This window comes from Enterobacter sp. BRE11 (genome assembly GCF_031844285.1).
GTDB lineage: Bacteria > Pseudomonadota > Gammaproteobacteria > Enterobacterales > Enterobacteriaceae > Pantoea.
In genome coordinates this window covers 37825-58203 of record NZ_JAUZUX010000015.1, presented here as the reverse complement: position 1 = coordinate 58203, position 20379 = coordinate 37825, and the positions used below count along the sequence as shown (strand labels likewise).

17 protein-coding genes and 1 pseudogene are annotated in these 20379 nt (G+C 58.7%); 8 read left to right on the top strand and 10 right to left on the bottom strand.

Annotation, left to right across the window (positions count from 1 at the left end; genetic code table 11):
- Positions 1–34: 34 nt before the first annotated feature.
- The 6 genes from Q9R34_RS16255 to dnaA form a co-directional block, all read right to left on the bottom strand.
- Positions 35–1351: an MFS transporter gene (locus tag Q9R34_RS16255; RefSeq protein WP_434126179.1), complete on the bottom strand. Its 1317-nt coding sequence runs from the start codon at positions 1349–1351 to the stop codon at positions 35–37.
- 312 nt (positions 1352–1663) lie between these two features.
- Positions 1664–2473 (bottom strand): sugar-phosphatase, encoded by an 810-nt coding sequence (gene yidA, locus Q9R34_RS16250; RefSeq protein ID WP_485895004.1) that lies wholly within the window; start codon positions 2471–2473, stop codon positions 1664–1666.
- A 338-nt stretch (positions 2474–2811) separates the two neighbouring features.
- Positions 2812–5220, bottom strand: a complete 2409-nt coding sequence (gene gyrB / locus Q9R34_RS16245) for a DNA topoisomerase (ATP-hydrolyzing) subunit B (RefSeq protein ID WP_485895002.1) — start codon at positions 5218–5220, stop codon at positions 2812–2814.
- A 17-nt stretch (positions 5221–5237) separates the two neighbouring features.
- A complete protein-coding gene (recF, locus tag Q9R34_RS16240; RefSeq protein ID WP_485895000.1) occupies positions 5238–6323 on the bottom strand; it encodes a DNA replication/repair protein RecF in 1086 nt (361 codons plus the stop codon).
- A gap of 235 nt (positions 6324–6558) precedes the next feature.
- On the bottom strand, positions 6559–7659 hold the full coding sequence (gene dnaN / locus Q9R34_RS16235) for a DNA polymerase III subunit beta (protein ID WP_434126185.1): 1101 nt from the start codon (positions 7657–7659) through the stop codon (positions 6559–6561).
- Positions 7660–7663: 4 nt separating this feature from the next.
- Positions 7664–9070 (bottom strand): chromosomal replication initiator protein DnaA, encoded by a 1407-nt coding sequence (gene dnaA, locus Q9R34_RS16230; RefSeq protein WP_033755444.1) that lies wholly within the window; start codon positions 9068–9070, stop codon positions 7664–7666.
- Positions 9071–9667: 597 nt separating this feature from the next.
- Here dnaA and rpmH point away from each other — a divergent pair.
- The 7 genes and pseudogenes from rpmH to Q9R34_RS16195 all read left to right on the top strand — a co-directional run bounded on the left by rpmH (position 9668) and on the right by Q9R34_RS16195 (position 15169).
- A complete protein-coding gene (gene rpmH, locus Q9R34_RS16225; RefSeq protein WP_003849659.1) occupies positions 9668–9808 on the top strand; it encodes a 50S ribosomal protein L34 in 141 nt (46 codons plus the stop codon).
- Between the two features lie 15 nt (positions 9809–9823).
- The gene (gene rnpA / locus Q9R34_RS16220) at positions 9824–10183 is read left to right on the top strand and encodes a ribonuclease P protein component (protein WP_033755442.1); all 360 of its coding nucleotides are present in this window, start codon (positions 9824–9826) and stop codon (positions 10181–10183) included.
- Positions 10147–10405: pseudogene (gene yidD / locus Q9R34_RS16215) on the top strand (membrane protein insertion efficiency factor YidD). Before rnpA ends, yidD begins: the two are co-directional and overlap by 37 nt.
- A gap of 2 nt (positions 10406–10407) precedes the next feature.
- Positions 10408–12054, top strand: a complete 1647-nt coding sequence (yidC, locus tag Q9R34_RS16210) for a membrane protein insertase YidC (protein WP_434126187.1) — start codon at positions 10408–10410, stop codon at positions 12052–12054.
- 81 nt (positions 12055–12135) lie between these two features.
- On the top strand, positions 12136–13500 hold the full coding sequence (gene mnmE, locus Q9R34_RS16205) for a tRNA uridine-5-carboxymethylaminomethyl(34) synthesis GTPase MnmE (RefSeq protein ID WP_084884316.1): 1365 nt from the start codon (positions 12136–12138) through the stop codon (positions 13498–13500).
- Between the two features lie 162 nt (positions 13501–13662).
- Positions 13663–14253 (top strand): malonic semialdehyde reductase, encoded by a 591-nt coding sequence (locus Q9R34_RS16200; RefSeq protein ID WP_434126188.1) that lies wholly within the window; start codon positions 13663–13665, stop codon positions 14251–14253.
- A 166-nt stretch (positions 14254–14419) separates the two neighbouring features.
- Positions 14420–15169, top strand: a complete 750-nt coding sequence (locus Q9R34_RS16195; RefSeq protein ID WP_485894995.1) for a 4'-phosphopantetheinyl transferase family protein — start codon at positions 14420–14422, stop codon at positions 15167–15169.
- A gap of 197 nt (positions 15170–15366) precedes the next feature.
- Here Q9R34_RS16195 and Q9R34_RS16190 read toward each other — a convergent pair whose 3' ends face one another.
- Positions 15367–16680, bottom strand: a complete 1314-nt coding sequence (locus tag Q9R34_RS16190; RefSeq protein ID WP_434126190.1) for an NCS2 family permease — start codon at positions 16678–16680, stop codon at positions 15367–15369.
- A 149-nt stretch (positions 16681–16829) separates the two neighbouring features.
- Here Q9R34_RS16190 and yieH point away from each other — a divergent pair, with 149 nt between their 5' ends.
- Entirely contained in the window at positions 16830–17495 is a 666-nt protein-coding gene (gene yieH / locus Q9R34_RS16185) for a 6-phosphogluconate phosphatase (protein WP_485894993.1), read from the top strand.
- Between the two features lie 11 nt (positions 17496–17506).
- Here the strand turns inward: yieH and Q9R34_RS16180 are convergent, their stop codons facing one another.
- The 3 genes from Q9R34_RS16180 to pstB all read right to left on the bottom strand — a co-directional run bounded on the left by Q9R34_RS16180 (position 17507) and on the right by pstB (position 20376).
- Entirely contained in the window at positions 17507–18742 is a 1236-nt protein-coding gene (locus Q9R34_RS16180) for an MFS transporter (RefSeq protein WP_485894991.1), read from the bottom strand.
- Between the two features lie 110 nt (positions 18743–18852).
- Positions 18853–19587 carry a phosphate signaling complex protein PhoU gene (gene phoU, locus Q9R34_RS16175; protein ID WP_485894989.1) on the bottom strand — a complete coding sequence of 245 codons (735 nt, stop codon included), beginning with the start codon at positions 19585–19587 and terminating at the stop codon, positions 18853–18855.
- Between the two features lie 15 nt (positions 19588–19602).
- Complete coding sequence (gene pstB, locus Q9R34_RS16170; protein WP_120457711.1) at positions 19603–20376, bottom strand: phosphate ABC transporter ATP-binding protein PstB; 774 nt, start codon at positions 20374–20376, stop codon at positions 19603–19605.
- Positions 20377–20379: the final 3 nt, after the last annotated feature.

Genomic DNA, 20379 nt, shown 5'->3' with positions numbered 1-20379 from the left:
AAAAAATATTGCCCCACACGCTACGCCAAAAGCGTTAAAGATGCAGCTTCGATTTCGTCTGCGGCGCGGCAACGCCCTCGATCGCCCGCCTGCGCCCAACCAATAGTCCCAGCACACCGCCGAGAATAAGGGCGCCCGCCACAATCAGCAGCCCGTCGTTATAGCTGCCGGTGACGTCCTTGATACGCCCCATGACGGGCGGAAAAGCCAGCCCGGCGATATTTGCCACCGCATTAATCAGCGCCACCGACGCGGCGCCCGCCACGCCGGAGACGGTTTCAGTGGTCACCGCCCAGAATACCGGTGTGATGGCCCAGTTGAGTCCAACCATCAGCACCAGCAGCAGATAAGCCATCCACTGCTGCGGCGCCGCCAGCGCTGCCAGCAGCAGCAGACCTGCCGCCATCAGCGGCAAACCGAGATGGCGCGCCCGCTCGCCGGTGCGATCGGAATGGCGGCCGTTAAAATACATAAAAATACAGGCGAAGAGAAAAGGCACCGCCGACAGCAGGCTCACCGTCAGGTTGCTGCGCTCCGCCGCAACCGCCTTAACGATCATCGGCAGAAACAGCGTAATGCCGATGGTGCCGAACGCCTGCAGCAGCCACAGCAGACTGAGCGTCCAGACGCGCCGGCTTGTTAGCGCCACGCGCCAGTTATGATCGCGTATCGCCGCGTGCTGTTCATCGCGCGCCAGCGTCTGCTGCAGGTAACTGCGCTGCTCCGCCGTGAGCCAGCGCGCACTGGCGGGCGCATCGTCGAGATAGAACCAGGTGACAATGCCCAGCGCGAACGCCGGGATACCTTCCAGCAGGAAGAGCCAGCGCCAGCCTTCGACGCCCAGCATGCCGTGCAGATTCAGCAGGCTGCCGGAGAGCGGCAGGCCAATCACCGACGCCAGCGCCGCGCCGATATAAAACAGCGACATGGCGCGCGCGCGGTCGCTGCGCGGATACCAGCAGCTCAGGTAGAAAATAATGCCGGGCGTAAAGCCCGCTTCCGCCGCGCCGAGTAAAAAGCGCATCACGTAGAGCTGCATCGGCGTCTGCACCAGGCTCATGCCTGCGGCGATGATGCCCCAGCTCACCATGATGCGCGCGATCCAGCGCCGCGCGCCGACGCGCGTCAACAGCACGTTGCTCGGCACTTCGAAGATGATGTAGGTGACATAGAAGATACCGGCGGCGATGCCGTACATTTCGGCGGTCATCGCCAGATCGGCGTTCATTTGCAGCGCGGCAACCGAGATATTGGCGCGGTCGATATAGGCAATGAGATACAACACCATGATAAAGGGCATGATGCGCAGGTTCATTTTCTTAATGGTGCTGAGGTGAAGAGAGTTGTTCATCGCAAGGTCCTCAGTTCAGATAGCGCAGCAGCAGAAATTAACTCTTTGATTTTAAATATTTAAATTGTCATACCGCAGCGCGTGGCGACAGGGCATCGCCTGGACAGCTGCGTTCGATCATCAGCGCTGCGACGCTGCGCGACCGACCTTTACTAGCGGATTGATTTCAGCTGATAAGAGTGAGGGTGATTGTAGTACCCAAAAATAATTTTGTACTACAATGAAGATCACAAAACAGACAAGGCGGGCCAGATGGCCCGCCTTGAAAGTGAAAAGTGCGACGCAGGACGGCGGAATGCCGCCTGGGAAGGATTAAAGCACCAGCTCTTCGATAGCGTGCGCGACGCCATCTTCCATATTGGTTTTGGTCACAAACTGCGCGATTTGCTTAACGGAGTCGATGGCGTTGCCCATTGCGACGCCCGTGCCGGCGTATTCGATCATCGCCAGGTCGTTCTCCTGATCGCCAATCGCCATCACCTCTTCGCGCGCCAGACCCAGCTTCTCCGCCAGCATTTTAACGCCCTGACCTTTGTTGACGCGGCTATCGAGAATCTCCAGGTAATAGGGCGCGCTCTTGAGAATGGTGTAGTTCTCTTGCGCTCTGGCGGGCAGACGCTGAATCGCGCTATCCAGCAGATCGGGCTTGTCGATCATCATCAGCTTGGGAAAACGCGTGGCGCGGTCCATCTCTTCCACGGCGCGGTAGCGCACGGGAATGCCGGTCAGGCTCGCCTCATGAATGGTGTATTCGCTGAGATCTTTGTTCGGCGTATAAAGCGAGGATTTGTCGAACGCCTGAAAATGCACGCCCAGCTCGCGCGACAGCTGTTCAATGTAGAGGTAATCGTCAAAACCCAGCGTGATTTCCGCCACGCACTCGCCATCTTTCGCCTGCTGCACCAGTGCGCCGTTGTAGCTGATGGAGTACTGACCGTCGTCGACCAGGCCAAGCTCCATCAGGTAGCGCTGGATCCCTACGTATGGGCGCCCGGTCGCCAGCACCACGGCAACGCCTTTTTTATGCGCGCGATCGATTGCCGATTTAACGCCAGCGGTGATCTCGTGCTGCGGGTTAAGCAGCGTGCCGTCCATATCAATTGCAACCAGTTTAATCGCCATAGCTTCCTCGTTGAGTCAGGGTTTGGCTTAAATGCTAGCGCGATTCAGCTCACTGTGACCAGTTTCACGACATTTCAGGCATAAAAAAACCCTTCCGGATGGGAAGGGTTTGCAAACTGGAGCCGGCGTGGGTGACAGAAACCGATCGCAAAGTCGCTGTGCGTCATCCCTGACCGCTCGGCCCACGCAAATACGCGCCTCTTCCTGAGGCGCGCCCGTAAACGGGCCAACGCGCTGCGTTGTTCAAAAACGCTCCCGGCGTTTTTGTCCTTGTCGCGAGATGCTTTGCTCTTCGGTTCCTGTCACCCACGCTTTAGCTTTAGTCGCCGTCTGTTGGCTTAAATATCGATATTCGCCGCTTTCAGGGCGTTCTCTTCGATAAAGGCGCGGCGCGGCTCAACCGCATCACCCATCAGCGTGGTGAAGAGCTGATCGGCGGCGATGGCATCCTTGATGGTCACGCGCAGCATGCGACGGCTGTCCGGATCCATCGTGGTTTCCCACAGCTGCTCGGCGTTCATCTCGCCCAGACCTTTGTAACGCTGTACCGACAGACCGCGTCGCGACTCTTTCACCAGCCATTCGATAGCCTGCTCAAAGCTGGCGACCAGCTGACGGCGCTCGCCGCGCTCGATGTAGGCGTCTTCCTCAATCAGGCCGCGCAGCTTCTCGCCCAGCGCGTTGATTTTACGGTACTCCGGCCCCTGAATGAACTCGGCGTCCAGCGTGTAATCGGTGTCGACGCCGTGCGTGCGCACGCGCAGAACCGGTTCAAAAATATTCTCTTCGCGGTTGGCGCGTACCTGTGCAACGTAAGTGCTGCCGTGCGCTTCGCGCTCGCTCAGATAAGCCACCAGCTTCTCCAGCCAGGCCTGAACCTCAGCCTCATTGCTCAGCTCGCTCAGCGTTGGGTGATAAACCAGCGCGCGCAGCAGCGCGACCGGATAGCGGCGCTCCATACGCTTGATCATCTTCTGCGTGCTGTTGAACTCTGCGACCAGATTTTCCAGCGGCTCACCGCCCAGCGCCGGTGCGCTGGCGTTGGTATGCAGCGTCGCGCCGTCAAGCGCGATGGCGATCTGATACTGATCCATCGCCTCATCATCTTTGATGTACTGCTCCTGCTTGCCTTTCTTCACCTTGTAAAGCGGCGGCTGCGCAATATAAACGTGGCCACGCTCGATGATTTCCGGCATCTGACGATAGAAGAAGGTCAACAGCAGCGTACGAATGTGCGAGCCGTCGACGTCAGCATCGGTCATGATGATGATGCTGTGATAGCGCAGCTTGTCCGGATTGTATTCGTCGCGACCGATACCGCAGCCCAGCGCGGTGATCAGCGTTGCCACTTCCTGCGAAGAGAGCATCTTGTCGAAACGCGCTTTCTCTACGTTAAGAATTTTGCCCTTCAGCGGCAGAATCGCCTGGTTCTTACGGTTACGGCCCTGTTTGGCCGAACCGCCTGCGGAGTCGCCCTCCACCAGGTAGATTTCAGAGAGCGCCGGATCGCGCTCCTGACAATCCGCCAGCTTACCCGGCAGACCTGCCAGATCGAGCGCACCTTTACGGCGCGTCATTTCGCGAGCGCGACGGGCCGCTTCACGGGCGCGGGCGGCGTCGATGATCTTGCCAACGACAATTTTGGCGTCGCTCGGGTTTTCCAGCAGGTATTCGCCCAGCAGCTCGTTCATCTGCTGTTCCACCGCCGATTTCACTTCAGACGAGACCAGCTTGTCTTTGGTCTGCGATGAGAACTTCGGATCAGGCACTTTAACCGACACCACCGCCACCAGGCCTTCGCGGGCGTCGTCGCCGGTGGCGCTGACTTTCGCTTTCTTGCTGTAGCCCTCTTTGTCCATATAGGCGTTCAGGGTACGCGTCATCGCCGCACGGAAGCCCGCGAGGTGGGTACCGCCGTCGCGCTGCGGAATGTTGTTGGTGAAGCAGTAGATGTTCTCCTGGAAGCCATCATTCCACTGCAGCGCCACTTCCACGCCAATGCCGTCTTTCTCGGTAGAGAAGTAGAACACATTCGGATGGATAGGGGTTTTGTTTTTATTCAGGTACTCGACGAACGCCTTGATGCCGCCTTCGTAGTGAAAATGATCGGCTTTGCCGTCACGCTTGTCTTCCAGACGGATCGACACGCCGGAGTTCAGGAACGAGAGTTCGCGCAGGCGCTTCGCCAGAATGTCATATTCGAATTCAACGACGTTGGTGAAGGTTTCGTGGCTCGGCCAGAAACGCACGCGGGTGCCGGTCAAATCGGTTTCGCCCGTGACGTTAAGCGGTGCCTCAGGCACGCCGTGCACGTAAGTCTGCTGGTGCACTTTGCCTTCGCGACGAATGGTCAGCTCCAGCTTCTGCGACAGGGCGTTTACAACCGAGACGCCCACGCCGTGCAGACCGCCCGACACTTTATAGGAGTTGTCGTCGAACTTACCGCCTGCGTGCAGCACGGTCATGATCACTTCCGCAGCGGAAACGCCCTCTTCTTCGTGAATGCCGGTGGGAATGCCACGGCCATCATCCTGAACGGAAACGGAATTATCGGCATGAATGGTCACGACGATATCACTACAGTGACCCGCGAGCGCTTCGTCGATTGCGTTATCCACGACCTCGAATACCATGTGGTGCAGACCGGTGCCGTCATCCGTATCGCCGATATACATACCCGGACGTTTGCGTACCGCATCCAGCCCTTTCAGAACTTTGATACTTGAGGAGTCATAAGAATTCGACATCAACGTTTCTCGCTCATTTAATCTTCAGGTTGAACCGCTATTTTACCCTGTTCCACGCGGAACATCTTGCCCTTTTCGTCACTCATATCGATGACATGATCGGTGGCGATAGCGCTGACAAACACCTGAGCCTGCGTGGCTTTCAGTCGTTGCGCCAGCAGGCGCCGACGGCTGTCGTCCAGCTCGGAAGCGAAGTCATCAATCAGGTAAAGACAGCGGCGTCCGCTCTGGCGCGTCAGGAACTCGCCCTGCGCCAGACGCAATGCACACATCAATAGTTTTAACTGGCCGCGCGACAGCAGATCTTCGACCGGCGTGCCGTCGGCGCGAATGCGGAAATCCGCTTTATGCGGGCCGCTGGCGGTGTAGGTCAGCGCGCGGTCGCGCTCGAAATTGCGCTCCAGCAGATCGCCGTAGGCGCTCTCTTTGTCCCAGCCGCGCTGGAAAGAGAAGTTCAGCGCGAACTCCGGCAAAAACTGCCCGCAGGTGGCGACGATCTCCGCCGAAATGGCGTCGCTGTATTCCGCGCGCCACTGGCTGATCTGCTCTGCCAGCGGCACCAGCTCCTGATCCCAGGCGCGGATTTGGCTATAGCGCGTGACCTGGCGCAGCGCGGCGTTGCGCTGCTTCAGCAGGCGCCGCAAATTGCTCCAGGCGTTGAAGAAACCGGGGGTGTTGTGAAAACAGCCCCAGTCGACATAGGCTCTACGGTATTTGGGGCCGCCGTTGAGCAAAGTAAACCCCTCGGGGGTAATTAACTGCATCGGCAGCAGCTGCGCCAGCTCCGCGACTTTATGGCCGTCGCTGCCGTCGATACGCACCTTGCTGTCGCCCGCGCGGTTTTTGGTCAGGCCGACCGAAATCTCCCGCTCGCTGCTCTCAATGCGACCGTGCAGCACAAAGGCGGCTTCGTCGTGGCGGATCACGCGTCCCGCCTGCAGGCTGCGAAACGCGCGGCCATGACCAAGCGTGTAGATCGCCTCCAGCACGCTGGTTTTGCCGCTGCCGTTCGCGCCCACCAGGAAATTAAACCCCGGCGCCAGCGCCAGATCGGCCTGCTCGATGTTACGAAAGTCTTTGATAAGGAGGCGGGTTAAAGCCATGAATCAGTCCAGCGTGAAGGGCACAAAGAGGTATCGCCTTTGAGCGGCCAGTGGCCAACGGCGAAGCCCGATAACGGCCTCACCACTACCAGGCCGATTCTACCTCACCAGGCCGTCGGCGTCGCAGCCAGTCTGGTTGCGGCCAGCGCGCAGGCCCTGGGAGCATACTGAGGTATGTGACCAGGGACGAGCACTGCCCGCAACCAGAATGGCAAGTAAGCCAGGCCGATATATTCTACAAGCGCATGGGCATCACGACGTAGGCGGCTGCCGGGCTGGCGAGATCTTCAATCTGCACGCTCGACACCGAATCGGTCAGCAGCAGGCGCACATTCTCGCACTTCAGCGCGTTCAGCACGTCCAGCACGTAGCTGACGTTAAAGCCGATCTCCAGCTCGCTGCCGCCATAGGTCACGTCGAGCATCTCTTCCGCCTCTTCCTGCTCAGGGTTGTTAGCGGTAATTTTTAGCTGATTTTCGGTGATATAGAGGCGAACGCCACGGAACTTCTCGTTTGAGAGAATAGCCGCACGGGCAAACGCCTGCTTCAGGATGTCGCAGCCCGCTTCCAGTACTTTATCGGGATTTTTTGGCAATACGCGGCGATAGTCGGGGAAGCGACCATCTACCAGCTTCGACGTAAAGATAAAGTCGCCCACGTGCGCGCGGATATTGCTGCTGCCAATCTGCAGCTGCAGCGGCGTTTCGCCGCCGTCCAGCAGACGCACCAGCTCAATGACCCCTTTACGCGGCACGATCACCGAATGGTTCGGCAGCGCCTGGCCAATCGGCATCGAGCAGACCGCCAGACGGTGGCCGTCGGTGGCGACGGTGCGCAGCTCTTCGCCTTCGGTTTCAAACAGCATGCCGTTAAGGTAGTAGCGCACGTCCTGATGCGCCATCGAGAACTGCGTCGCCTCGATCAGACGCTTCAGCGTCGCCTGCGGCAGCGTAAACTCCACTTCGCTCTGCCAGTCGTCCAGATTAGGAAAGTCGCTGGCTGGCAGGGTCGAGAGCGAAAAGCGGCTGCGCCCGGAGCGCACCAGCATGCGTTCGCCTTCCAGCGTAACGTTAATCTCCGCGCCCTCGGGCAGTCCGCGACAGATGTCGAGGAATTTACGCGCCGGGACGGTGGTGGCCCCCGGCTCGTGCGGCTGGGTCAGCGCCACGCGCGCCACCATCTCCATTTCCAGATCGGTGCCGGTCAGCAACAGCGTGCCGTCGTTGACCTGCATCAACAGATTTCCCAGGATCGGCAGCGTCGGGCGCCCGCCTAACGGGCCGCTGACTTGCTGCAGCGGCTTTAGCAACTGCTCACGTTCAACAATAAATTTCATAGCGTCAGGAGGATAAAGTTCGGATGAGATTAGAGAAATCTTCTTTTATGTCGTGGCTCTCTTCACGCAGCTGCTCGATTTTGCGGCAGGCGTGAAGCACCGTGGTATGGTCGCGGCCGCCGAACGCGTCGCCGATCTCCGGCAGACTGTGGTTCGTCAGCTCTTTCGCCATCGCCATCGCCATCTGGCGTGGGCGCGCGACCGAGCGCGAACGGCGCTTGGACAGCAGATCCGCGACCTTAATTTTGTAATACTCGGCCACCGTCTTCTGGATATTGTCGATGGTGACCAGCTTTTCCTGCAGCGCCAGTAGATCGCGCAGCGCTTCGCGCACAAAGTCGATGGTGATGGCGCGGCCGGTAAAGTTGGCGTTGGCGATCACGCGGTTCAGCGCCCCTTCCAGCTCACGAACGTTGGAGCGCAGGCGTTTAGCGATAAAAAAGGCGACCTCACCCGGCAGGCGAATATCGTTCTCATCCGCTTTTTTCATCAGAATCGCCACGCGCGTTTCCAGCTCCGGCGGCTCAATAGCGACCGTCAGGCCCCAGCCGAAGCGCGACTTCAGCCGATCTTCCACGCCGTTAATCTCTTTAGGATAACGGTCTGAGGTCAAAATGATCTGCTGATTGCCTTCCAGCAGCGCGTTGAAGGTGTGGAAAAACTCCTCCTGCGAGCGCTCTTTATTGGCGAAGAACTGAATATCATCGATAAGCAGCGCATCGACAGAGCGGTAGTAGCGCTTGAACTCCTCAATGGCGTTGTTTTGCAGCGCCTTCACCATGTCCTGCACAAAGCGCTCAGAGTGCATATAGACCACTTTAGCATTCGGCTTGCGCGCGATGATGCCGTTGCCGACCGCGTGCAGCAGGTGGGTTTTGCCCAGGCCGGTGCCGCCATAAAGGAAGAGCGGGTTATAGGCGCCGCCGGGATTGTCCGCCACCTGACGCGCCGCCGCGCGCGCCAGCTGGTTGGATTTACCCTCAACGAAGTTATCGAAGTTGTGGCGGTTATTCACATTAGAGCGGTAGGTCACATCGGCTGGCGCCGGAACGTTGTCCCAGCTTGGGCGCAGGATCTGCGCGGGCGCGGGACGGCTCTCGACCGGCGCGGGGGCGCTGACGCTCGCCATCGCCGGCTGGCTCATCGCCGCAGGCTGCTGCTGGACGGAACGCGTCCCGACTTCGAAACGCAGCAAAGGCACGTCCACACCGCAGAATTCGTTCAGCAGTCCATTGATGTTATTGATGTATTTATCTCGTACCCAGTCGAGCACAAACCGATTTGGTGCATACAAGGCCAGCGTATTGTCGTTTAACTCCGCCTGCAGCGGTCGAATCCACATGCTGAATTCGGTGGCAGGAAGCTCATCCTGCAAACGGGCAAGACACTGTTGCCAGAGCGTAAGTGACACGGCGGACTCCACTTGTACAAAATCGATAAGAAATAGTAGGCGCTAATAAAGAAACGTTCATTTTTGACACAGACGGTAGAAAGCGCCTGCGACCGCTATCAGCGGTTTCCGTCCCTGGGATCGCGACCGGATCGTCAGCGGAAGGGCGGATCATAGCGCAAAGCGAGACAGAGATCTTCACTTTCTACACAGTTTTGATCCTTTTTATCCACAGGCCGTGGACAGGTAAAACAGTTTACGCCTGCTGGCGAAAAAAGCTGCGGGGATCGTCGGAAAAGAGACGCTTTTTCAGGCGGCCTCTCGTTTTTGCGGTGATTTTCATCGGCCCGATCGCAAGAAGATCCCGCGGGATCCTTGCGCTTTAAAGCGGAGACCGTATAATTCTTCCCCCGGCGTTGTCGCGCTATGCCCAATGCCCGGACTCAGCGGGCTGTATCCGGGCTTCCAGGTACCGCGACCAGCGAAGTAAATTGACTCCGGACTGTACAATTATTACAATCCCGCCTCTTTATTAAAGACACATTGAGGCGTCGGTCGTTTTACTGGCCCAAAAACGCGTCACCCAGTGAAATTTTTCAAGTTTAGGTAGAAATCGCCATGAAACGCACTTTTCAACCGTCCGTACTGAAGCGCAACCGTTCTCACGGCTTCCGTGCTCGTATGGCAACCAAAAATGGTCGTCAGGTTCTGGCACGTCGTCGTGCTAAAGGCCGTTCTCGTCTGACCGTTTCTAAGTAATAAAAGCTAACCCTCGTGGTTAAGCTCGCATTTCCCAGGGAGTTACGTTTGTTAACTCCCACTCATTTCACTTTCGTCTTCCAGCAGCCACAACGGGCTGGCACGCCGCAAATTACCATCCTCGGCCGCCTTAATTCGCTGGGGCATCCCCGCATCGGTCTTACCGTCGCTAAAAAGCACGTCAAGCGCGCACACGAACGCAACCGGATCAAACGTTTGACCCGTGAAAGTTTTCGTCTGCTTCAGCATGAACTGCCGGCGATGGATTTCGTCGTTGTGGCGAAAAAGGGGATTGCCGATCTCGACAACCGTATGTTGGCGGAAGCGTTGGAGAAGTTATGGCGTCGTCACTGTCGCCTGGCGCGCGGCTCCTGATCGTCCTGATCCGCGTCTATCAGCGCGGCATCAGCCCCTTGCTGGGACCACACTGTCGGTTTCAGCCAACCTGCTCTCATTATGGAATTGAGGCGTTACGCAGGTTTGGCCTGATAAAAGGCAGTTGGTTGACATTCAAACGCGTATTAAAATGCCACCCTTTGAACCCGGGTGGTGACGATCCTGTGCCGCCAAAAAACCTTTGATACCAGAGAACATTAACGATGGATTCGCAACGCAATCTTTTTCTCATCGCTTTTCTGTTCGTGTCTTTCATGATCTGGCAAGCCTGGCAGACGGACCACGCTCCGCAGCCGCAGCAGACCCAGACCACGCAAAACACCAACAGCGCAGCAGGTGATGCCGCCAGCCAGGGCGTACCGGCCAGCGGCCAGGGCAAAACGATCACCGTTAAGACTGATGTCCTGTCATTGAATATCAACACCCGCGGTGGCGATGTCGAGCAAGCTCAGCTGCTGACCTACCCGGACAAACTGGGTTCCGACCAGCCTTTCCAGCTGCTGGAGACCACGCCATCCTTCGTTTATCAGGCACAGAGCGGGCTCACTGGCCGCAACGGTCCGGATAACCCGAACAACGGCGCGCGTCCGCTGTTCACCGCCGCACAGGATCACTTCGAAATGGCCGACGGCCAGACCGAACTGCGCGTGCCGATGACCTACACCGCAGAAAACGGCGTGGTTTACACCAAAACCTTCGTTTTCAAACGCGGCGAGTTCGCGGTGGATGTGGACTATAACGTCAACAACACCACGCAGCAGCCGCTGGAAGTGTCGCTCTTCGGCCAGCTGAAGCAGACCATCGATCTGCCTAAGCACCGCGATACCGGCAGCAACAACTTTGCGTTGCACACCTTCCGCGGCGCGGCCTACTCCACCAGCGAAGAGAAGTACGAAAAGTACAAATTCGACACCATCGCGGATAACGAAAACCTCAACGCCACCACCAGCAACGGCTGGGTTGCGATGCTGCAGCAGTACTTCGCTACCGCCTGGGTGCCGCGCACCGCTGGCAACAATTCGCTCTATACCAGCAACCTGGGCAACGGTATTGCGGCTATCGGCTACAAATCCGCACCGGTCACCGTGGCGGCCGGTCAGCAGCAGAATCTGGGCGCAACGCTGTGGGTCGGTCCGGAAATTCAGGACAAGATGGCTGCCGTCGCGCCACATCTTGACCTGACCGTCGACTACGGCTGGCTGTGGTTTATCTCTCAGCCGCTGTTTAAGCTGCTGAAGTTTATCCACAGCTTTATCGGCAACTGGGGCTTCTCCATCATCGTCATCACCTTCATCGTGCGCGGCATCATGTACCCGCTGACGAAGGCGCAGTACACCTCGATGGCGAAGATGCGCATGCTGCAGCCGAAGATTCAGGCGATGCGTGAGCGCCTGGGCGACGACAAGCAGAAGCAGAGCCAGGAGATGATGGCGCTCTATAAAGCGGAGAAGGTCAACCCGCTGGGCGGCTGTCTGCCGCTGGTGATTCAGATGCCGATCTTCCTTGCGCTTTACTACATGCTGTCTGGTTCAGTGGAGCTGCGCCACGCGCCGTTTATCCTCTGGATCCATGACCTGTCGGCGCAGGACCCCTACTACATCCTGCCGATTCTGATGGGCATCACCATGTTCTTCATTCAGAAGATGTCACCGACCACCGTGACCGATCCGATGCAGCAGAAGATCATGACCTATATGCCGGTTATCTTTACCGTCTTCTTCCTGTGGTTCCCGTCAGGTCTGGTGCTGTACTACATCGTCAGCAACCTGGTAACCATTCTCCAGCAGCAGCTGATTTATCGCGGCCTGGAAAAACGCGGTCTGCACAGCCGCGACAAGAAGAAGGCGTAACGCGCTTACGCTCGTCTGACAATCTGGTTTACCCTGAGGCGGTCAATAAGACCGCCTTATTTTTTAGCGAGAGAAAATTCCATGAGCCACAGCGATACTATCGTCGCCCAGGCGACGCCTCCCGGACGCGGCGGCGTCGGTATTTTGCGTATCTCCGGCGCGCGCGCCGCCGAGGTGGCGCAGCAGGTGCTCGGCAAGCTGCCGAAGGCGCGCTACGCTGATTATCTGCCGTTTAAAGATGCCGACGGCAGCGTGCTGGACCAGGGCATTGCGCTGTGGTTTCCCGGCCCGAACTCCTTTACCGGCGAAGATGTGCTGGAGCTACAGGGCCACGGCGGCCCGGTGATCCTCGATCTGCTGCTGAAGCGCATCGTGGCGCTGCCTGGCGTACGCATCGCCCAGCCGGGCGAGTTTTCCGAGCGCGCCTTTCTCAATGACAAGCTCGACCTGGCGCAGGCTGAGGCGATCGCCGATCTGATTGACGCCAGCTCCGAACAGGCGGCGCGTTCTGCGGTCAACTCGCTGCAGGGCGCCTTTTCGACCCGCATCAACCAGCTGGTCGAGGCGCTGACCCACCTGCGCATCTACGTCGAAGCGGCTATCGACTTCCCCGATGAAGAGATCGACTTTCTCTCCGACGGTAAAATCGAAGCGCAGCTGGATGAGGTAATCGTCGATCTCGACGCCGTACGCGCCGAAGCGCGTCAGGGCAGCCTGCTGCGCGAAGGCATGAAAGTGGTGATCGCGGGGCGGCCAAATGCGGGTAAATCAAGCCTGCTGAATGCGCTGGCGGGACGCGAAGCGGCGATCGTTACCGATATCGCCGGCACCACGCGCGACGTGCTGCGCGAACATATTCATATCGACGGCATGCCGCTGCATATCATCGACACCGCCGGGCTGCGCGAAGCCAGCGACGAGGTCGAGCGTATCGGCATCGAGCGCGCCTGGCAGGAGATCGAGCAGGCGGATCGCGTACTGTTCATGGTAGACGGCACCACCACCGACGCCACGGAGGCGGCGCAGATCTGGCCCGACTTCGTTTCGCGCCTGCCTGCCGCGTTGCCGATTACCGTTGTACGCAACAAGGCGGATGTCACTGGCGAAACGCTGGGCCTGACAGAAGTAAATCATCACTCACTTATTCGTCTTTCGGCGCGCACCGGCGCGGGCGTCGATGCGCTGCGCGACCATCTGAAACAGTCAATGGGCTTTTCCGGCAATATGGAAGGCGGCTTCCTCGCGCGTCGGCGTCATCTTCAGGCGCTGGAGTTAGCAGCGACTCACTTACAGCAGGGCAAGGCGCAGCTGCTAGGCGCATGGGCGGGCGAACTGCTGGCGGAAGAGCTGCGGCTGGCGCAGCAGGCGCTGAGCGAGATCACCGGCGAGTTTACCTCCGACGATTTGCTGGGACGGATATTTTCCAGCTTCTGTATTGGGAAGTGATCGCAGTCTGCGCTTGCGCCCTGCTCTTCAGTCAAACCCGGCCTTTTGTTATTTGGCGACGAAGCGCCGTTGGGGTATAAACGTTAAACACCGGTCTTCCCGGATACGCCTTCACTATGGCATGTCTCAGGCGGCTGCTTCCGCCTGATCAAGGAGAGTAGAATGCATACACCGCTCGACAACACCGCGCTCGACCAACTGTTTAACGAAGCCCGCACCCATAGCTACTGGCAGGATAAACCCCTTGAGGCTGGCATTCTGGAGCAGCTCTACGCGCTGACCGCCCTTGGCCCGACTTCGGCCAACTGCTCGCCAGGCCGCTTTGTGTTTGTGACCTCGCAGGAAGGCAAAGCGAAGCTGAAGCCGGCGCTCTCGTCTGGCAATGTGGAAAAGACCATGACCGCGCCGGTGACGGTTATCGTCGCCCACGATATGGCGTTTTACGATCGACTGCCGCAGCTGTTTCCGCACGCCGATGCGCGCAGCTGGTTTACCGGCAGCCCTGAGCTGGTAAAAGAGACCGCCTTTCGCAACAGCAGCCTGCAGGCAGGCTATCTCATCCTGGCGGCGCGCTCGCTCGGGCTGGATGCCGGTCCGATGTCTGGTTTCGATCCGTCGAAAGTTAACGAGGCATTCTTCGCCGACAGCAGCTGGCAGGTGAACATGTTGATTAACCTCGGCTATGGCGATAGCGAGAAGCTGCATCCGCGCCTGCCGCGCCTGCGTTTTGAACAGGCGTGCAAACTGGCCTGACGATATTCCGCCGCTGCGCAGGCGCGTAGCGGCCTCTCTTTTCCCGCCGCTTTTTATCAGCCGATTCTGAATATGCGTCATTCTGTTGCATGCCAGATGCAATGTGCTCAGAAAATTCTTACAATGCGCTCCTGATGATTAAGTGACCATTTTCACGGAGCGACAGATGGCGGGTCATTTTGTACGTTGGATGGGCGATCGCGGCATTGTCGCCGACGCCATGCGCATGCCGCAGGATGTCATCGATCAGGCGCGACAGCTGCCTGACAGATACCGCGGTCGCTTTTTGCTTGCTCGTCTGATGCTGGCGCAGCTAATGCTGCGCGTCTACGGTATCAGCACCCTTCCTGCTCTTGTTACCCACAGCAACGGCCGTCCCGCCTTTGCCGATCGCGATTTGCCCGATTTCAGCATCGCCTATGCCGGCAATATGGTCGGCGTGCTGCTGGCTGAAGAGGGCGGACGCGCCGGGCTGGATATGGAGATCGTCCGCGCCCACAGCCGCCAGACGCAGGAGCAGCTGATGCAGTCGCTTACGTCAGGCGAGCGCGCCTGGATCAATGCGCAGCAGGATTTTATGGAAGCGGTGACGCAAATCTGGACCCTGCGCCAGAGCATTCTTAAGCTGACCGGCGAAGGCAACGATAATATGGCCTCGCTGCGGCTGCAGCCCGCGGCAGGCCGTCTGCGTTCAACGAGTTATCCCGATATTCAGGCTGTGTGCGACGCCGAGCCGACGCTGGTGTGGTCATGCGCGCTGTCGTCCGCGACCCAGCGTTTGCACCTGTGGGAAATTGACGCCTCGCGCGAGTGGCATGCGCTGCGCGACGTAGAGATGAGCAAGCCTAATATCGGACCGCACACGCTGCGTCTGACCAGCTCACCGCGAGAGCGCAGTCTCCATTCTGAGGCATAAAAAAAGCCGCTTAAGCGGCTTTTTTTATGGCATAACCGTGCCAACGCGGGTGAGGTGAACCGATCGCAAAGACGCAAAAAACGGCATCCCTGCCAGCTCGGCCCGCGCCATCCATGGCGCGTGACGCTTTGCTCTTCGGTTCACCTCACCCGCTTGCAGACGACTCTGCGGTTTGCGACAGAGCCCGAGCTTTTTCCTTAATGCGCGTCGATAAAGGCGATTTTCAACACAAACAGCAGCGCCACCACTACGACACAGGGGCTAATTTCGCGCCAGCGGCCGGTGCCAAGCTTCATCACGCAGTAGGCGATAAAGCCCAGTGCGATACCCTCGGTAATGGAGAAGCTGAACGGCATCATCGCCGCGGTCACGAAAGCCGGCACCGCTTCGGTGAGATCGTCCCAGCGCACGCGAGACAGGCTGGCGGTCATTAGCACGCCGACGTAGATCAGCGCGCCTGCGGCCGCATAGCCCGGCACCATCGCCGCCAGCGGCGACAGGAACATCACCAGCAGAAAAAGCACGCCGGTCACCACCGCCATCAGGCCGGTGCGGCCGCCGATCGCCACGCCGGACGAACTCTCGATGTAAGCGGTCACTGACGAGGTACCCGCCAGCGCGCCGGTGACGGAGCTGAAGCTATCGACAAACAGCGCCTGCTTCATACGCGGAAACGTGCCGGTCTCATCGGTCAGACCCGCTTTATCGGTTACGCCGATCAGGGTGCCGGAAGAGTCGAACAGGTTAACCAGCATAAAGGAGAAGATAACGCCCGCCATGCCGATATTGAATGCGCCTTTGATATCCACCTGCCCGACCACGCTACCGATCGCAGGCGGCGCGGAGAAAAGGCCGACAAACTTCACATCGCCCAGCGCCCAGCCGATAGCCGTGGTGATCACCATCGAGATCAGCACCGCCGCATGGATATTGCGCGACGCCAGAATGGCGATGATAAAGAAGCCGAGCGCGCCGAGCAGTACGCTGTGCGAGGTGAGATTGCCGACAGCAGCGATGGTATCGGGATTCGCAACGATAATGCCGGCGTTCTTCAGCCCCATCATGGCGATAAACAAACCGATACCGGCGGTGATGCCGACGCGCAGGCTCAGCGGGATATTGGCAATCATCCAGTAACGCACGCGCAGCAGCGTCAGGATCAACAGCCCCAGCGCGCCCCAGAAAATCGCGCCCATGCCTACCTGCCACGAATAGCCCATTGCGCCCACGACCACGAAGGCGAAAAAGGCGTTGAGCCCCATCGCTGGCGCCAGCGCCACCGGCAGATTGGCGAACAGGCCCATCAAAATACTGCCGAATGCAGCGATAAGGCAGGTGGTAACGAATACCGCCTGGGTATCCATGCCTGCCACGCCAAGAATCTGCGGATTAACAAAGACGATGTAGACCATCGTCAGGAAAGTGGTGATACCGGCAATAACTTCGGTGCGCACCGTGGTGCCATGTTCCTGTAGCTTAAAAACGCGCTGCAAAAGGCCTTGTTTACTCATGCCAACGATCCTGATGAAAAGAAGTCGGCGCGTATCCTGACCGCTTTGCAGCGGCAATACAATGATTTTTCGCAACCGTTTCCGGGATCGCAATCTGCGTCGATTAGGTTAAAGTGTGTGCTCTCTCGAAAACAGAAGGAGTGCGACAGATGGCAGTAGAGTGCGTGTTTTTTGACTGCGACGGCACCCTGGTGGACAGCGAATTGCTCTGTACCCAGGCGTACGTCAACACCTTTGCCCGCTACGGAATTGACTGCTCGTTGCAGGAGATGTTCGAAAAGTACAAAGGCGTTCAGCTCTACGACATTATTCGCGACGTCGGAGAAACGCATCACACCACGCTGCCGCAGGCGACGTTTGAAACCGACTATCGCGCCGAGGTGGCGCGCCTGTTCGACGCGTCGCTGACGGAAATTCCCGGCGCGAAAGCGCTGGTGGAGAAACTCACCGTGCCGATGTGCGTCGTCTCCAACGGCACGGTAAAGAAGATGCAGCACTCGCTGGGGCTGACCGGCATGCTGCCCTGGTTTCGCGATCGCCTCTACAGCGGCTACGACATTTCGCGCTGGAAGCCCGATCCTGCGCTGATGCATTACGCCGCCGAACAGATGCAGGTGCCTGTCGAGCGCTGCATTCTGGTGGACGATTCCGAAGCGGGCGCCCGCGCGGGCGTCGCGGCGGGCATCCCGGTGTTTTACTACTGCGCGGACGCGCACAATCCTGAAATCGATCACCCACTGGTGACGCGCTTTACCGATATGGCCGCGCTGCCCGCGCTGTGGCGCGCGCGCGGCTGGCAGCTGGTCACCGACTGACCCTTTACGCTTTAGCCAATCGCGCCCAGCGAATCGTCGTTGCCCTGCTTTTTCGGCAGCAAAAAGAGCGTGGCGACGATATCCAGCAGGTAGATCAGCGCCAGCAGCGTGATCGCCGCGGTAAATGAAATTTTCGTCGCCAGCAGGCCGATCACCAGCGGGCCGAAGCCGCCGACGCCGCGCCCGAGGTTGAACAAGACGTTCTGCGCCGTGGCGCGCGCCTGCGGCGGGAAGGTGTCGGAGATCAGCGCGCCGTAGCCGCCAATCATGCCATTGACGAACATGCCCATCAGCGCGCCGGTAAACAGCATCACGGTGGGATCGCGCAGCTGCGCGTAGATCACCACCATCGCCACGGCGCCGAACTGATAAAGCAGGAAAATTTTCCAGCGCGCAAAGCGGTCCGCCAGCACGCCGAACAGCCAGATGCCGAAGGTCATGCCGACCACGGTGACCGCGGTCCATAATCCCGATTTGGTCAGGCTGAAGCCGAAGTTAGCGGAGAGATAGCTCGGCATCCAGATCATCAGCCCGTAATAGCCGAAGTTCTGCACCGACGTCAGGATAAAGATGCCGAGGCTCGCTTTCGCCGTGGCGCGATCCTGCACCAGCATTTTCAGGCGCGCAGCGAACGACAGCGACGGCGTCAGCGTCGCCTGTCGGGTAAAGGCCTCAGGCTCGCCCATGCTGCGCCGCAGCACAAAAGAGAACAGCGCAGGCAGCAGACCCACCAGAAACATGCCGCGCCAGCCGATAACGCCCAGCAGCGGCGGCGTGATAAAGGCCGCCAGCAGCACGCCAAGCTGCCAGCCAATGCCGACCCACGCCGAGGCGCGGTTGCGCTTTTCCGCCGGCCAGGCTTCAGCGATCAGCGCCATGCCGATGCCGAACTCGCCACCCAGCCCCATGCCCGCCAGCGTGCGGTACGCCAGCAGATCCCAGTAGCCCTGCGCCACCGCGCACAGTCCGGTGAAAATCGAGAACATCAGAATGGTGACAGTGAGGATGCGAATGCGGCCAAAACGATCGCTGAGATGGCCGAAGAGAATACCGCCCACCACCGCGCCAACCAGCGTCCAGGTAACCAGCGAGCCCGCCTGCGACGGATCCAGCGCCAGCGACAGGCTAATCGCCGGCAGCATAAACCCCAGGATCAGCAGATCGAATCCATCCATCGCGTAACCGCTGACCGCGGCCAGCATCGCCTTTGCAGGCGTCACGCTCTGCTTACTGCGGGAAAGAGACATGAATCAGCACCTTGATAGAGAAAAAAGTGCGCCAAGTATATAAAGGAAACGGTTGCGTGGAACAGCAAAAGCGGCTCGCCGTGCGCCAGCCAGCGCACGGCAGAGGAGCATCAGGAGGGTTTGTTGGAGCCGTCGTCGCCGGAGAGCAGCTCATCCAGCTTATCGCCGCCGACGTGGCGGAAATCCTGACCTTTTACGAAGTAGAAAATGATTTCGCAGATGTTCTGACAGCGGTCGCCGATACGCTCAATGGCGCGGGCGCAGAACAGCGCGGTCAGCACGCTCGGAATAGTACGCGGATCTTCCATCATGTAGGTCATCAGCTGACGCACGATGCCCTCGTACTCTTTGTCGACCTTCTTGTCTTCGCGGTAGATCTGAATCGCTTCGGTAAGATCCATGCGCGCGAAGGCGTCCAGCACGTCGTGCAGCATCTCCACGGTGTGATGCCCCAGCGACTCCAGGCTGACCAGCAGCGGCATATGCTGCTGGCCAAATTTTTCCAGCGCGGTGCGGCTGATTTTTTCCGCCACGTCGCCGATGCGCTCCAGCTCGGAGATGGTTTTGATGATCGCCATCACCAGGCGCAGGTCGCTGGCGGTGGGCTGGCGTTTGGCGATGATGCGCACGCAGGCCTCATCAATCTCCACTTCCATCATGTTGACCTTCTGGTCGCCGTCGATCACGCGCTGCGCCAGCTCGCCGTCAAGATTGTGCATCGCGGTGATGGCGTCGGTGAGCTGCTGCTCTACCATGCCGCCCATAATCATCACCTGGGTGCGAATGTGCTCCAGCTCCGCATTGAACTGACCGGAGATATGCTTGTTCAGATTGAGGTTATCCATGTTTATCTCCTGAAATCAGCCGTAGCGGCCGGTAATGTAATCTTCGGTCTGTTTCTGCGCCGGCTTGGTGAACAGCCTGTCAGTATCGCTGAACTCAATTAGCTCGCCCAGATACATAAAGGCGGTATGGTCGGAACAGCGCGCCGCCTGCTGCATATTATGCGTCACGATGACCACGGTATAGTCCTGCTTCAGTTCGGTGATCAGCTCTTCGATACGGCCGGTGGAGATGGGGTCCAGCGCCGAACAGGGCTCGTCCAGCAGCAGCACTTCCGGGCGAATCGCGATACCGCGCGCGATGCACAGACGCTGCTGCTGGCCGCCCGAAAGACTGTATCCGCTCTGATGCAGCTTGTCTTTGGTTTCATTCCACAGCGCCGCTTTGCTCAGCGCCCACTGCACGCGCTCGTCCATATCGGCACGCGACAGCTTTTCGAACAGACGCACGCCAAAGGCGATATTGTCGTAGATCGACATCGGGAACGGCGTCGGTTTCTGGAACACCATGCCGACGCGCGCGCGCAGCAGAGCAATATCCTGGCTGGAGGCCAGGATATTGTCGCCATCCAGCAAGATGTCGCCTTCGGCGCGCTGCTCCGGATAGAGCGAGTACATTTTGTTGAAGGTGCGCAGCAGGGTTGATTTGCCGCAGCCTGACGGACCGATAAACGCGGTGACCTGGTTTTTCGCGATATCCAGGTTGATGTTCTTCAGCGCGTGAAATTTGCCGTAGTAGAAGTTCAGGTTACGCACCTGAATTTTACCGCTGTTGGAAGTCGCGATACTCATTGC